This window comes from Candidatus Merdisoma sp. JLR.KK011 (assembly GCF_036941125.1).
Classification (GTDB): Bacteria; Bacillota; Clostridia; order Lachnospirales; family Lachnospiraceae; genus Laedolimicola.
In genome coordinates this window covers 1,964,761-1,977,961 of sequence record NZ_JAYWSZ010000003.1, presented here as the reverse complement: position 1 = coordinate 1,977,961, position 13,201 = coordinate 1,964,761, and the positions used below count along the sequence as shown (strand labels likewise).

Annotated in this window: 16 protein-coding genes and 1 pseudogene; all 17 read left to right on the top strand. The window is 56.0% G+C overall.

Features of this window, described 5'->3' with window-relative positions:
- The first annotated feature begins 5 nt into the window (after positions 1–5).
- The 17 genes and pseudogenes from VV089_RS10695 to VV089_RS10615 all read left to right on the top strand — a co-directional run bounded on the left by VV089_RS10695 (position 6) and on the right by VV089_RS10615 (position 13,200).
- Positions 6–1,262 carry a site-specific DNA-methyltransferase gene (locus VV089_RS10695; protein WP_334335862.1) on the top strand — a complete coding sequence of 419 codons (1,257 nt, stop codon included), beginning with the start codon at positions 6–8 and terminating at the stop codon, positions 1,260–1,262.
- Positions 1,259–3,538, top strand: a complete 2,280-nt coding sequence (locus tag VV089_RS10690; protein ID WP_334335861.1) for a DNA cytosine methyltransferase — start codon at positions 1,259–1,261, stop codon at positions 3,536–3,538. The genes VV089_RS10695 and VV089_RS10690 overlap by 4 nt, the downstream gene beginning before the upstream one ends.
- Before the next feature lie 82 nt (positions 3,539–3,620).
- Entirely contained in the window at positions 3,621–4,373 is a 753-nt protein-coding gene (locus VV089_RS10685; protein WP_334335860.1) for a virulence protein, read from the top strand.
- A pseudogene (locus tag VV089_RS10680) lies at positions 4,357–4,572 on the top strand (DUF4314 domain-containing protein); the annotation flags it as partial. The gene VV089_RS10685 and the pseudogene VV089_RS10680, both read left to right, overlap by 17 nt.
- Positions 4,573–4,913: 341 nt before the next feature.
- The gene (locus tag VV089_RS10675; RefSeq protein ID WP_334336242.1) at positions 4,914–5,861 is read left to right on the top strand and encodes an amidoligase family protein; all 948 of its coding nucleotides are present in this window, start codon (positions 4,914–4,916) and stop codon (positions 5,859–5,861) included.
- Positions 5,862–5,977: 116 nt separating this feature from the next.
- The gene (locus VV089_RS25240; RefSeq protein ID WP_442891517.1) at positions 5,978–6,670 is read left to right on the top strand and encodes a gamma-glutamylcyclotransferase family protein; all 693 of its coding nucleotides are present in this window, start codon (positions 5,978–5,980) and stop codon (positions 6,668–6,670) included.
- The gene (locus tag VV089_RS10665; protein WP_334335859.1) at positions 6,654–6,872 is read left to right on the top strand and encodes a hypothetical protein; all 219 of its coding nucleotides are present in this window, start codon (positions 6,654–6,656) and stop codon (positions 6,870–6,872) included. The genes VV089_RS25240 and VV089_RS10665 overlap by 17 nt, the downstream gene beginning before the upstream one ends.
- Positions 6,869–7,060: a hypothetical protein gene (locus VV089_RS10660; protein ID WP_334335858.1), complete on the top strand. Its 192-nt coding sequence runs from the start codon at positions 6,869–6,871 to the stop codon at positions 7,058–7,060. The genes VV089_RS10665 and VV089_RS10660 overlap by 4 nt, the downstream gene beginning before the upstream one ends.
- Positions 7,061–7,196: 136 nt before the next feature.
- Positions 7,197–7,436 (top strand): hypothetical protein, encoded by a 240-nt coding sequence (locus VV089_RS10655; protein WP_334335857.1) that lies wholly within the window; start codon positions 7,197–7,199, stop codon positions 7,434–7,436.
- Between the two features lie 101 nt (positions 7,437–7,537).
- Positions 7,538–7,915: a hypothetical protein gene (locus VV089_RS10650; protein WP_334335856.1), complete on the top strand. Its 378-nt coding sequence runs from the start codon at positions 7,538–7,540 to the stop codon at positions 7,913–7,915.
- 125 nt (positions 7,916–8,040) lie between these two features.
- Positions 8,041–8,229, top strand: a complete 189-nt coding sequence (locus VV089_RS10645; protein ID WP_160562223.1) for a hypothetical protein — start codon at positions 8,041–8,043, stop codon at positions 8,227–8,229.
- Between the two features lie 13 nt (positions 8,230–8,242).
- Positions 8,243–8,527 (top strand): hypothetical protein, encoded by a 285-nt coding sequence (locus tag VV089_RS10640; protein WP_334335855.1) that lies wholly within the window; start codon positions 8,243–8,245, stop codon positions 8,525–8,527.
- A gap of 117 nt (positions 8,528–8,644) precedes the next feature.
- A complete protein-coding gene (locus VV089_RS10635; RefSeq protein ID WP_442891516.1) occupies positions 8,645–10,252 on the top strand; it encodes a terminase large subunit in 1,608 nt (535 codons plus the stop codon).
- Positions 10,253–10,338: 86 nt separating this feature from the next.
- Positions 10,339–10,644 carry a type II toxin-antitoxin system RelB/DinJ family antitoxin gene (locus tag VV089_RS10630; RefSeq protein ID WP_016289663.1) on the top strand — a complete coding sequence of 102 codons (306 nt, stop codon included), beginning with the start codon at positions 10,339–10,341 and terminating at the stop codon, positions 10,642–10,644.
- The gene (locus VV089_RS10625; protein ID WP_334335854.1) at positions 10,641–10,973 is read left to right on the top strand and encodes a type II toxin-antitoxin system RelE/ParE family toxin; all 333 of its coding nucleotides are present in this window, start codon (positions 10,641–10,643) and stop codon (positions 10,971–10,973) included. The genes VV089_RS10630 and VV089_RS10625 overlap by 4 nt, the downstream gene beginning before the upstream one ends.
- A gap of 147 nt (positions 10,974–11,120) precedes the next feature.
- Complete coding sequence (locus VV089_RS10620) at positions 11,121–12,491, top strand: phage portal protein (protein ID WP_334335853.1); 1,371 nt, start codon at positions 11,121–11,123, stop codon at positions 12,489–12,491.
- Complete coding sequence (locus VV089_RS10615; protein ID WP_334335852.1) at positions 12,382–13,200, top strand: head maturation protease, ClpP-related; 819 nt, start codon at positions 12,382–12,384, stop codon at positions 13,198–13,200. The genes VV089_RS10620 and VV089_RS10615 overlap by 110 nt, the downstream gene beginning before the upstream one ends.
- Position 13,201 lies beyond the last annotated feature (1 nt).

Here is a 13,201-nt window from a genome sequence, read left to right as displayed (position 1 = left end):
AAAAAATGGGTAAGACGACAACCGAGATGCAGCTCATCCCTTTGGGGAAGCTGGTGCCGTATGTGAACAATGCGCGGACGCACTCGCCGGAGCAGCTTGCGAAGCTCCGCTCATCCCTGCGGGAGTTCGGCTTCATCAACCCGGTCATCATCGACCGGGATTTCAATGTCATCGCAGGGCATGGCAGGATTGCAGCGGCGAAGGAAGAAGGCATGGGGGAAGTGCCATGTGTGTTTGTGGATTATCTGACGGAGGCGCAGAAGAAAGCCTACATCCTTGCGGACAACCGCATGGCTCTGGATGCCGGGTGGGATGAGGAGCTGCTCCGCATCGAGATTGAAAGTTTACAGGGTGCGGATTTTGATGTGTCCCTTACGGGCTTCGGTGAGGATGAGATTGCAGACCTTTTCTCCGGGGACGTTGAAAAAGATGTGAAAGATGATGATTTCGACCTTTCCGCCGCACTGGAGAAAGCGGCGTTCGTGGAGCGGGGCGACATCTGGACAGTGGGCAGGCACAGGCTGATGTGCGGTGACGCCACCAGCGCGGAGGATGTGGCGGCGCTCATGGACGGGAAGAAGGCAAACCTCATCGTGACGGACCCACCGTATAACGTCGCATTCAAGAGCGGAAGTGGGCTTTCCATCCAGAATGACAGCATGGAAAACGGGGAGTTCTACACATTTCTGTACAATTCGTTCTCATGCATGGTGGAGCATCTGGAAAGCGGCGGCGCGGCGTATGTGTTCCATGCGGACACGGAGGGGCTGAATTTCCGCAAGGCATTTGTGGATGCGGGGTTCCACCTTGCCGGGGTGTGCATATGGGTGAAGAATTCGCTGGTGCTTGGGCGCTCGGATTACCAGTGGCAGCATGAGCCTGTTCTGTACGGCTTTCTGAAGAACGGGAAACATCCGTGGTATTCCGACCGGAAGCAGACCACCATCTGGAACTACGACAAGCCGAAGCGGAACAAGAACCACCCGACTTCCAAGCCGCTCGACCTGCTCAGCTACCCAATCAGCAATTCCTCCCAGGAGAACGCCATCGTGCTGGACACCTTTGGCGGCAGTGGTTCCACGATGATGGCGTGTGAGCAGACCAACCGCATCTGCCATATGATGGAGCTGGATGAAAAGTACGCATCCGTCATCCTGCGGAGGTATGTGGAGGATACCGGGGATTCAGAAAATGTGTATGTGGTGCGCGGCGGGGAGAAAATCCCGTACTCTGCACTGGTAAAGGAGGTGGAGGCGGAATGAATGCAGATGCGATATATACCCATAGTAGTGAATCCTGCACTGGCAGCGGAAACACACCAAATCCGCAGACTGCGGATTCCAGACTGACCCTCGGCAGCCTGTTTGACGGCTCCGGGGGTTTTCCTCTGGGCGGGCTGCTTGCGGGCATCACGCCTTTATGGGCTTCGGAGATTGAGCCGTTCCCCATCCGTGTGACAACAAAGCGGCTGCCCTCCGTGGAACACCTGGGCGATATCAACAGCATCCGTGGGGATGAAATCGCCCCTGTGGACATCATCACATTTGGCTCGCCCTGCACGGATATGTCGGTGGCGGGAAAGCGGGCGGGACTTGACGGGCGGCAGTCCTGCCTGTTCTACCAGGCAATACGAATCGTAAAGGAAATGAGGTGTGCAACAGATGGAAAATATCCAAGGTTTATCGTGTGGGAGAATGTTCCTGGAGCCTTCTCATCCAACAAAGGGGAAGACTTCAAGGCAGTCCTCGAAGCGGTCTGCTCCGTCAAAGACGAAAGTATTTCTGTACCTGGATCTCCAAAGGGGAAGTGGGCAAACGCAGGAACTGTCGTGGGGGACGGATTTTCCCTCGCATGGCGGGTGCTTGACGCACAATTTTGGGGAATCCCCCAGCGGAGAAAACGCATCTACCTTGTCGCAGATTTTGCAGGCGGGAGTGCCGGAAAGATATTATTTGAGTCCGAAGGCGTGTCTGGGTATTCTGCGGAGGGCTTCCGTGCGTGGCAAGGAGCTGCCGGAGGTGCTGCGGATCGCACTGGAGCGGCAGGCGGCATCTGCTTAAACGACCAGGGCGGGCAGAGGATGGATGTGACGGATGATGTGACCTGCACCCTGCGGGCAGAGGCGCACCATCCTCCATGTGTGCTGGAATCGGCAGGTTTCTGCACGGAACATTCGGCAAAAGCGAGGGGTATCGGTTATGAAGAAGAAACCGCCCCGACACTCCGTGCCGGGACGGTCCCTGCGGCGGTGGCTTTGGAAAACCACCCTGCGGACAGCCGTGTGAAGCTGTCGGAGGACGGCAGGGTGCAGACGCTGACCTCCCGGATGGGGACCGGCGGCGGGAATGTACCGATGGTCATGAGCCGGGAGGATGCCGCCATGGAACCGGAACTTTATGAGAACCATTCACAGGATACGAGATACACGGGACCTTTGGAAACAGCGCCCACGGTCAGCTCCACCTACGGCATGGGCGGAAACAACCAGCCGTTCGTGGTGGAAACGCCCAAGACGCTGAAAATCCGCTCCGGCTGTGAAGGCGGCGGGAAAGGGGCGATCATACAAGATGACAAGTCCGCGACGTTCTCCTACAACAATGACCAGACGGTGTTCGTGCCGTTCTGCAAGGGATACCGCGCCCACTACAAAGGGGATGCGCCGACCTGGAAGGACGGGAAGGTGGCAAACACGCTGAACACCTTTGATGTCGGGGAAAGCCGATGCAATGAGCTGGTGGTGCAGGCATACGGCATCTGCTCCAAGGACAGCAACGCCATGAAATCGGATAACCCGCACAGCGGATTCTATGAGGCGGATACTTCTCGAACCCTGGACGGGAACGGCGGGAATCCCGGCTGCAATCAGGGCGGCATTGCTGTGGTGGCGGTGCAGGGCTCCATGATCGGCAGGAAGGATAAGAACGGGCCGCAGGGGAGCGGCGTGAATGAGGATGTGTCCTTTACGCTTGATGCCGTGGACAGACACGCTGTTGCATACCCTACCTACTGCACCAGCAAGAATTCCCACTTCACACGGGCAGAGAAAGAACTGGCGAACGCGCTGGTGGCTACGGATTATAAGGACCCCCCTGTCATCAACGATGTGCAGACTGCATCTGGAAAGGAAGTGTTCGGCACACTTTCCGCAAGCATGGGCTCCAAGCAGTGGCTCGGCAACCAGGAGGCGTTCAGCGGGGACTACCATATCATGGAGCCGGAGTATATCGTCCGCAGGCTGACGCCGACGGAGTGTGCGAGGCTGCAGGGCTTCCCGGACTGGTGGTGCAGCGGCCTTGGGACGGAAGAGCCAACAGAGGATGACCTTGCCTTCTGGCGGGAGGTCTTTGAAACCCATAGGAAGATTGCAGGGACTTCAACCAAGCCGAAGACCGATAAGCAGATCATCAAATGGCTGAAAGACCCACATTCGGATTCCGCTGAATATAAGATGTGGGGAAACGGCGTGGCGCTGCCGAATGTCTATTTCGTGCTTTCGGGCATTGTGTATTACGCACAGTTCCCGGACTTTTTATTGTGACATTTTTTCTCACATACCGCTTGCTATTTCTGCCGTTCAGAGTGATTAATGTAGTACCGAAAAACGAAGGAGGTACAAAAAAATGAGGTTTGAATTCAACAGGACAGGGGCAGAGCGGAAAGCGCTGGTGCAGGCGATGGGAGAGATTTTAGGGGTGAAGCCGAGATACCTTGGGATGCCGACGGCGGCTTACGAGGTGGATTATTTCCACATCGACAAGACCGGCGCGGTGGAGTTTGACGACCGGGCGGACAGTGAGGAGATTGAAAACCTGATGGAGCGGCTTGCCGAAAGGGGGATCATTGCAGCCCCGGCAGAGACGGCGCAGGAAGGCGGCACGGCGGAAGAAAGCACGGAGCCGGAAAACCATGCGGAGGAGCCGGAAACAGCGCCGCAGGAGGCGGATTTGGGGCTTACGGTGGCAATGCCGAGGGATTCCTTCACGGATGCCGCGCTGGAGAACCTGCGGAAGCTGGTGGATGCCAAGGGCAGCCTCATCAAAAAGGCGCTGGCGGTCGGAAGCCTCCCGATTGTGGCGGATGGGGAAAAGGTTTCTTTCCCATGGTTTTCCGAAACGGACAACAAGTCGGCAGCGGCCTACACCCATTTCATTGCCGCCCTCTGTGACATGGCGAGGAACCAGAAGCGCATCACGGCAACCGAGAAAAAGGTGGAGAATGAAAAATACGCCTTCCGGTGCTTCCTGCTCCGGCTCGGCTTCATCGGGGCGGAATACAAGGGCGAGCGGAAGATCCTGCTGAAGAACCTCTCCGGCAGCTCGGCCTTCAAGAACGGGGAAAGGAAGGAGGCGGGCAGCAGTGAAGTTTCCGAGTAGAGAGATTGTGGAGCGTGTCCGCAGGGAATACCCTGCAGGCACACGGGTGGGGCTTGTGCGGATGGAGGATGTGCAAGCCCCGCCCATCGGGACGAAGGGAACCGTGACGGGCGTGGATGACACGGCGAGCGTCATGGTTGCGTGGGACAACGGCAGCAGCCTCCATGTGGTTTATGGGGAGGATGCCTGCCGGAAGCTGGATGCGGTCAAAACCGTCTGCTACGGAAAAGAGGATGTTTGGGACAGCCGGAAAGAGGCGGCGGACTTCTTCCTCAGAGCCATTGCGGGGAGCGAGGGCAGCGAGTGTGAACGCTATACAAAAATTTATACGGAGCTGCTGATGGGAAAGTCGGTCTGCACGGACGGGGAATGAGGGCTTCAAGTTATAAAAAAACGCTGTAAAATACACAAAAAACAGAGGAAAACATTGTGTGGTTTATGCTCTAAATTGACTTGCTATTATCCCCTTTTAGAGCGAATATGTGTACTACCGAAAGGGAAAACACACAGGCCGGAAGGCAGAAAACGGAGGATTTCAGCATGAACGAAAAATTAGCAAGGCAGGTTGAGGAAATGAAAAAGCAGACCATCGGGGTTGAGGTGGAGATGAACAGCATCGCAAGGGACAGGGCGGCGAGGATTGCGGCTAAGTTCTTTGGCACAGGAAGGTACGAAAACACGGCGGCACGGAACGGCTACAGCACCTGGAGCGCATGGGACGCAGACGGTAGGGAGTGGAAATTCCAGAAGTACGTCAGCATCGCAGGGCCGGACAGCGAAAAATGCGAGCTGGTAACGCCGATCCTTACCTACGCGGACATGGAAACCCTGCAGGAGCTCATCCGGCAGCTGCGGCACGCCGGCGCAAAGAGCGACGCGGGAAGGGGCTGTGGGGTACACATCCACATCGGGGCAAAGGGCCACACGCCGCAGACGCTCCGCAACCTTGCCAACATCATGGCAGGCCACGAAAGCCTGATTGCGGACGCCCTGAACCTTGACAGGGGCAGGATGAACCGCTACTGCCGCACGGTAGACCCGCGGTTTTTGGAGCAGGTCAACAGGAAGAAGCCTTCCACGATGGCAGCCCTCGCGGACATCTGGTACACAAGCCACGGTGCCAATTACGGCAGAAGCCAGCACTACAACGACAGCCGCTACCATATGCTCAACTACCACGCAACCTTCACTAAAGGCACAGTCGAGTTCCGGCTCTTCCAGTTCGACGAGCCGGGAGACGGGCGCAGGGGCGGCCTCCATGCAGGGCAGCTAAAAAGCTACATCCAGCTCTGCCTCGCACTGAGCCAGATGGCGAAGGAAGTGAAAACGGCAAGCCCGAAGCCGCAGCAGAATGAAAACCCGAAATACGCCATGAGGACCTGGCTCCTCCGGCTCGGCTTCATCGGGGACGAATTCAAGACCGCAAGGGACATCCTCACAAGGAGGCTTGCAGGGGACGCATCCTTCAGAGGCGGAAGGGCTGCTTGAAGGGAACGCAGGAGGTAGCCTCCTGCCACCTTTCCTGCCGCGGAAACGGCAGCGGACCGCTACGGCGGTCTTAAGGTGGTAGAAGGGTGCCCCCTTCGGAAAGGATGGATTTCAAAATGGAAAAGAGATACTACATTGCTTACGGCTCAAACTTAAACATCCCGCAGATGCGGATGCGCTGCCCTGGGGCGAGGATCATCGGCACTTCGGCAATCGAAGGCTACCGGCTGCTGTTCAAGGGCAGCAGGACCGGCTCCTACCTCACTATCGAGCCGCAGGAGGGCGCAAGCGTCCCCGTGGCGGCATGGGCGGTGACGGAGGCGGATGAGGCGGCGCTGGACCGCTACGAGGGCTTCCCAACTTTTTATTACAAAAAGGAAATGGAGCTGCCCCTCAAGGGCATCAGAACCGGAAAGGTACGGATGCGGAAGGTTTTCGTCTACATCATGCATGAGGACCGCCCGCTTGGGATTCCGAGTGAGTTCTACATGGAGACCTGCAGGCAGGGCTACCAGAGTTTCGGATTTGATGAGGCATTTTTGGAACAGGCGTATGCCGACAGCACCGAGGAATTTCCGGGCGGGTGGAAAATGGGGGATGCCTGCTTCATGGCCACCAACCGGAAGAACGGCTGCACGGGCAGCTACACCGTGCTGGAATTTGACGGGAGGTATTTCACCCTTCAGAACAGCAGGGGGAGCCGTTACCGCGCATCCGCAGGCCGGATGTTCCGCAGCAGGGAGGCGGCGCTCGCCCCAAGGGAGGAAAACACGGAACCAGGAGGAAACCACGGTGAAAGAAACAGATAATATTGCGAGGATTTCAGTCTGCCCCAGGTGCGGGCAGACCTACCACGGGAGGCCGGCAGTTTCGCGGGCAGACGGCAGAACGCCGCTCTGCCCGGACTGCGGCACCAGGGAGGCGCTGGAGAGCATCGGCGTGGACGGGAAGGAGCAGGAACAGATCCTCGAAGCCATCCACAGATGCTACGGAAGGAGGCAGGAGCCGTGAAAGCGTATGGGAGGAACCTCCGCTGGATAGAGAACCACCAGTACGGGGATGAGATGCACACGGGGATTGCCATGCCTGCGTCGGGGAAAAGGCGCGGGCAGAGGCGGAGGCGCTACAAAAGGCCGTTTAAAAAGTCGGAGCGGCAGCATTCCAAACACATGATCCGCAGGGAGTCTGGCGGGGATTAGCCCGCCATAAACCGCACAAATACATTTGCACATATTTGTGTAGTTTATGCCTGTTATTGACTTGCTATTATCCGCAATCAGAGCGAATATGTGTACTACCGAAAGGGAAAACACAAAGAAAACGGAGGATGCAGGGATGAAGGTTTGGACGCTTGGAAAATTTGAGGAGATGGAGATCGGGCAAAAGGTTCTGGTGGCGAGGTGCGGGAGCGGGCATTCCTACTTCGGGGAGTTCGGCCGGCTGGCAAGGACGACTTCTCGCCACCTGGTTTTTGAAACGGAATCAGGCGCACAGGTAAAGACAGCCATCGACAACATCCACGAGGTGGTCGGAAAAAGCAAAGAAAGAAGGCTATTGGGTAAGCACCAGGATTGAAAACCGCGAGGACGATAAAAATTTTATACACGATGCGGTCAGCTTTTGGGATGAGAAGAAAAGCTGCCTGGTGAAAAAATAAGACAGAGGAGGACGCAGCCATGAGGAAAAGGACAGAGGTCATCCGGGAGTGGATTGACGCGAGGAAGGAATGGGGCGGGATCACAAAATGTATGTTTTACATTACGGTCCCGAAGGATACCGACCTTTGCAAGGATGAGACTATCAAGAAAATTGAGGGGATGCTTGACAGGAACCATGTCAGCCACGGCCATGTCGATACGGTCTGCGGCGCATGGAACCTGAACCGGGACTGGATTGAGACCGGGGAGGTGGACTGCATTGTGGAGTTCTGCGGCGTGTACCCCGTTGATTGGGATTTGGAAGATGTGGCAGAGTTTGAACGGATGGAGACCGAGGGTGAGATCATAGCACTGGTTGACTGGATAGAGGACGGGAAGCACATCCCCAACCATTGAAAACTACACAATTTCCGCTGCGGATATTTGTGCAGCTTATGACAGGAATTAACTTGATAAATGTGGTTTTAGAGCGAATATGTGTACTACCGAAAGGGAAAACAAAGAAAACGGAGGAACACAAAATGCTGAACAGGAAATTTGAAGGAGCCACACTTTTTGAGATTGACTACACGCCGAAGGGGACAAAGACCATGAAGACCGTTTCGGTCTGGGCGAAGAACCGGCTGGACGCATCAAACTACATGATTCTGAACCACATTTGGGGGAAACAGCATGAGATCAGGGTTGCAACGGTCAACCTGCTGAAATAAGGAGGGCGCGGTCATGAAGAAGCATGAGATTGATTTTTTACAGATAACCACAATCGAACACCTGCAGGAGAAAATCCCTTCCTGCTACGGGGCGGTTGTAACCTTCGGGGAGAAGGTCCTTGCCACCATGATGAACTGGAAGGGGCAGTACGAAGCAGCCACCTACGAATTCATCGAAACGCCGGAGGAGACGGGGCTTGGGGATATTGAGTGCAGGCTGAACCTTCTGGAGATTGCGGATGGGACTTTCAAGGACGGCGGCCATGCGATGGCCTGGGCATTGAAAGCGGCTGAGTAAAAAACTGAGACTGAACATTCCAAGGGCGGAGCCGGAAGGCTCTGTATCTTGTACCGATAGATTACGGCTTGCCACAGGCAGGCCAATTTTTATGCCATCTTCGGGGAGGTGATGCCGATGGCAATGCGGAAGCTGAAAAAATACAGGCCAACGAAATTCAGGGCGAAGGACAGCCGCTATGACAGGGATGCCGCCGATTTTGCCGTGATGTTCATCGAGAGCCTCTGCCATACCAAAGGCACCTGGGCGGGGAAGCCCTTTGAACTGATCGACTGGCAGGAGCAGATTATCCGTGACATTTTCGGAACGCTGAAGCCCAACGGCTACCGCCAGTTCAACACGGCCTATGTGGAAATCCCGAAGAAGCAGGGAAAGTCGGAGCTTGCCGCCGCCGTGGCGCTGCTCCTGACCTGCGGGGATGGGGAGGAACGCGCCGAGGTGTATGGGTGCGTCGCCGACCGACAGCAGGCCACCATCGTTTTTGATGTTGCTGCTGATATGGTGCGGATGTGTCCGGCTCTTTCCAAGCGGGTGAAGATACTCGCCTCACAGAAGCGGATTATCTACACGCCCACCAATTCCTTCTACCAGGTGCTTTCGGCAGAGGCGTATTCCAAGCATGGCTTCAACATCCACGGCGTGGTGTTTGACGAGCTGCACACGCAGCCGAACCGGAAGCTGTTTGACGTCATGACCAAGGGCTCCGGCGACGCCCGGATGCAGCCGCTGTATTTCCTCATCACCACGGCGGGGACGGACACCCATTCCATCTGCTACGAGACGCACCAGAAGGCAAAGGATATTTTAGAGGGCAGGAAGATCGACCCTACATTTTACCCGGTGATCTACGGTGCGGATGAAGCGGACGACTGGACGGACCCGAAGGTGTGGAAAAAGGCCAATCCCTCTTTAAATATCACAGTGGGGATTGACAAGGTGGAGGCCGCCTGCGAATCGGCAAAGCAGAATCCGGGGGAGGAGAACAGCTTCCGGCAGCTCCGCTTAAACCAGTGGGTGAAACAGGCAGTGCGGTGGATGCCCATGGATAAATGGGATGCCTGTGCCTTCCCGGTTTCGGAGGATGACTTAGAGGGGCGTGTGTGTTACGGAGGTCTGGACTTGTCCTCCACCACGGATATCACGGCGTTCGTGCTGGTGTTCCCGCCACTGGATGAGGAGGATAAATACTGCATCCTTCCGTACTTCTGGGTGCCGGAGGAGACGCTGGAGCTGCGTGTGCGGCGTGACCATGTCCCCTACGATGTGTGGGAGCGGCAGGGGAAGCTGATGACCACGGAAGGGAACGTGGTGCATTACGGCTATATTGAAAAATATATTGAACGTCTTGGTGAACGCTTTAACATCCGGGAGATTGCCTTTGACCGGTGGGGTGCTGTGCAGATGGTGCAGAACCTTGAGGGTATGGGCTTTACGGTGGTACCGTTCGGCCAGGGCTTCAAGGATATGTCCCCACCCACAAAGGAGCTGATGAAGCTGGTGCTGGAGCAGATGATTGCCCACGGCGGGCATCCGGTCCTTCGGTGGATGATGGACAACATCTTCATCCGCACCGACCCCGCAGGCAATATCAAGGCAGATAAGGAAAAGTCCACGGAGAAGATTGACGGCGCGGTGGCCGCGATCATGGGGCTTGACCGTGCGGTGCGCTGTGGGAACCAGACATCCGAAAGCGTGTACGATTCCCGCGGACTTTTGGTGTTCTGATTTGTGCATCCATACAAAAATCAAGCGGAACGCTTGCATACCGCAAGCAAAAGCGGTATACTATATAGTGAAAGGATGTGGTTTAAATGGCAAGGACATCAAATGTATTCGCGCGTGTGGAGCCTGAGATCAAAGAGCAGGCGGAACGGGTGCTTGACCAGCTTGGCATACCAATGTCAAATGCGGTCGGTATGTTTTTAAGGCAGGTCGTGCTTCAGCAGGGCATCCCGTTCGAGATGAAGCTGCCGAAGAAGGCGCCGCTTGCATACGGCTCCCTTACAAAAGAGCAGTTTGACGCAGAGATAGGAAAGGGCATGGAGGATATACGGGAAGGCAGGGTATATTCAGCAGATGCAGTGGAAGAAGAAATGCGGCGGGATTACGGGATATGAGCTGGGATATCGTATACACGGCCGGGGCGAGGCGTGATCTGAGGGATATATACGAGTATATTGCATATGAACTGCTTGTGCCGGAAACGGCAGCAGGGCAGACGCAGCGGATCATGAAGGAAATCCGCGCTCTTGATGAGATGCCGATGCGGTTCCGGCTGTACGAAGAAGAACCGTGGCACAGCGAAGGGCTCCGTTTTTTCCCTATTGATAATTACCTTGTGTTTTATCTGCCGGATGAAACCAGAAACACAGTGAGCATTGTCCGCATCATGTACGGCGGCAGGGATATCCGCAGACAGCTAAGTGAAACAGAAATAGAATACTGAACAGGAGGGCATCTGCCAGAAATGGCGGGTGCTTTTCTTATGCCGTTTGGACTATACAATTTAACTAAACAGGGCGTGGGCAGACAGAAGGCATCGCTTCGGCGGTGTCTTTTGTCTGTCTGTTTTTCGGAAAGGAGCGTGGTTCCTATGGGATTATTCAGCGGATTGTTCAGGGCGAGGGACGCCCCTCAGAACAGGACTTCCGGCAGCACCTATAGCTTTTTCATGGGCGGCAGCACCAGCGGCAAGCGTGTCAATGAACGTTCCTCCATGCAGATGACGGCGGTGTACTCCTGCGTCCGGATACTTTCGGAGGCGGTGGCAGGGCTGCCGCTGCATTTCTATAAATATACGGATAACGGCGGGAAGGAAAAGGCGGCGGACCACCCGCTGTATTTTCTGCTCCATGACGAGCCGAACCCGGAGATGACTTCCTTCGTGTTCCGGGAAACGCTGATGACGCACCTGCTCCTTTGGGGGAATGCCTACTCGCAGATCATCCGCAACGGGAAGGGGGAGGTCATTGCACTGTACCCGCTGATGCCGGACAGGATGACGGTCGACCGGGATGAAAAGGGGCAGCTTTATTATTCCTACCTGACGGGGAACGATGATGCGCCGACCATGAAAGGCAGCACCGTAAATCTGTCCCCTTCGGATGTGCTGCATATCCCCGGACTCGGCTTTGACGGGCTGGTGGGATATTCGCCTATCGCCATGGCAAAGAACGCCATCGGCATGGCGATTGCCTGTGAGGAATACGGGGCGAAGTTCTTCGCCAACGGCGCACAGCCGAGCGGCGTGCTGGAGCATCCGGGGACGCTGAAAGACCCTTCAAGGGTGCGGGAGAGCTGGCAGTCCACATTCGGCGGCAGCCACAATGCCAACAAGGTGGCCGTTTTGGAGGAGGGGATGAAATATACTCCGATCTCCATCTCGCCGGAGCAGGCACAGTTTCTGGAAACACGGAAGTTCCAGATCAATGAGATCGCGCGGATCTTCCGTGTGCCTCCGCACATGGTGGGCGACCTGGAAAAGAGCAGCTTCTCCAACATCGAGCAGCAGAGCCTTGAGTTTGTGAAATACACCCTCGACCCGTGGGTGTCGAGGTGGGAACAGTCCATGGCGCGGTCTTTGCTGACGCCGGAGGAAAAGAAGCAGTATTTTGTGAAGTTCAACGTGGACGGACTGCTCCGGGGCGATTACCAGAGCCGCATGAGCGGGTATGCCGTAGGGCGGCAGAACGGGTGGATGTCCGCAAACGACATCCGGGAACTGGAGAACCTTGACCGCATCCCGGAGGAATTGGGAGGCGACCTGTACCTTATCAACGGGAACATGACAAAACTTGCGGATGCAGGCATATTTGCGGAAGGGGCATCCGCCCAGAATGGGAAGGAGGAATCCGATGAAAACGAAGAAGTTCTGGAACTGGAAGAAAGTGAAGAACCAGGAAATGGAAGTGACAGAGCGGATACTGGAGCTGAACGGCACCATCGCAGAGGAAAGCTGGTTTGACGATGACGTCACGCCGCAGCTTTTCAAGGATGAGCTGAACAGCGGCACGGGAGACATTACCGTTTGGATCAACTCGCCGGGCGGCGACTGCGTGGCGGCGGCACAGATCTACAACATGCTCACCAACTACAAGGGGAAAGTCACAGTAAAGATTGACGGCATCGCTGCGTCGGCGGCATCCGTCATTGCCATGGCGGGCGACACCGTCCTGGTATCCCCGGTTTCCATGCTTATGCTCCACAATCCCGCCACCATCGCCTGGGGCGACCATGCCCAGATGCAGAAGGCCATCGATATGCTCTCCGAAGTGAAGGAGTCCATCATCAACGCCTATGTGCTGAAGACCGGGCTTTCCCGGCCGAAGCTGTCGCACCTGATGGATGCGGAGACATGGATGGACGCAAACAAGGCGGTGGAGCTTGGCTTTGCGGATGAGATTATGACGTGGGCAAAGACAGAGCCGGAAAAGGACGAGGGGGACAGTCTCGAAGAGGATGAGGAGAAAAAGAAATTCCCTCCCGCTCCAAGCTCCATGCTGTTCTCCCGCAGGGCGGCAAACAACGCCCTTTTGAATAAACTGGCCGCCAAGTATGGGCAGGCAGAACAGAAAAGCAGCATTCAGGCGCAGGCAGAAATTCCTGCACCAGATACAGAAACCGGCCGTTCCGTGGACGCACTCATGGAGCGGCTTAATTTATTAAAGCGATGAG

Coding starts and splice junctions, on each gene's coding strand:
- VV089_RS10695 (WP_334335862.1), top strand. CDS start 6: ATGGGTAAGACGACAACCGAGATGCAGCTCATCCCTTTGGGGAAGCTG.
- VV089_RS10690 (WP_334335861.1), top strand. CDS start 1,259: ATGAATGCAGATGCGATATATACCCATAGTAGTGAATCCTGCACTGGC.
- VV089_RS10685 (WP_334335860.1), top strand. CDS start 3,621: ATGAGGTTTGAATTCAACAGGACAGGGGCAGAGCGGAAAGCGCTGGTG.
- VV089_RS10675 (WP_334336242.1), top strand. CDS start 4,914: ATGAACGAAAAATTAGCAAGGCAGGTTGAGGAAATGAAAAAGCAGACC.
- VV089_RS25240 (WP_442891517.1), top strand. CDS start 5,978: ATGGAAAAGAGATACTACATTGCTTACGGCTCAAACTTAAACATCCCG.
- VV089_RS10655 (WP_334335857.1), top strand. CDS start 7,197: ATGAAGGTTTGGACGCTTGGAAAATTTGAGGAGATGGAGATCGGGCAA.
- VV089_RS10650 (WP_334335856.1), top strand. CDS start 7,538: ATGAGGAAAAGGACAGAGGTCATCCGGGAGTGGATTGACGCGAGGAAG.
- VV089_RS10645 (WP_160562223.1), top strand. CDS start 8,041: ATGCTGAACAGGAAATTTGAAGGAGCCACACTTTTTGAGATTGACTAC.
- VV089_RS10640 (WP_334335855.1), top strand. CDS start 8,243: ATGAAGAAGCATGAGATTGATTTTTTACAGATAACCACAATCGAACAC.
- VV089_RS10635 (WP_442891516.1), top strand. CDS start 8,645: ATGGCAATGCGGAAGCTGAAAAAATACAGGCCAACGAAATTCAGGGCG.
- VV089_RS10630 (WP_016289663.1), top strand. CDS start 10,339: ATGGCAAGGACATCAAATGTATTCGCGCGTGTGGAGCCTGAGATCAAA.
- VV089_RS10625 (WP_334335854.1), top strand. CDS start 10,641: ATGAGCTGGGATATCGTATACACGGCCGGGGCGAGGCGTGATCTGAGG.
- VV089_RS10620 (WP_334335853.1), top strand. CDS start 11,121: ATGGGATTATTCAGCGGATTGTTCAGGGCGAGGGACGCCCCTCAGAAC.
- VV089_RS10615 (WP_334335852.1), top strand. CDS start 12,382: ATGAAAACGAAGAAGTTCTGGAACTGGAAGAAAGTGAAGAACCAGGAA.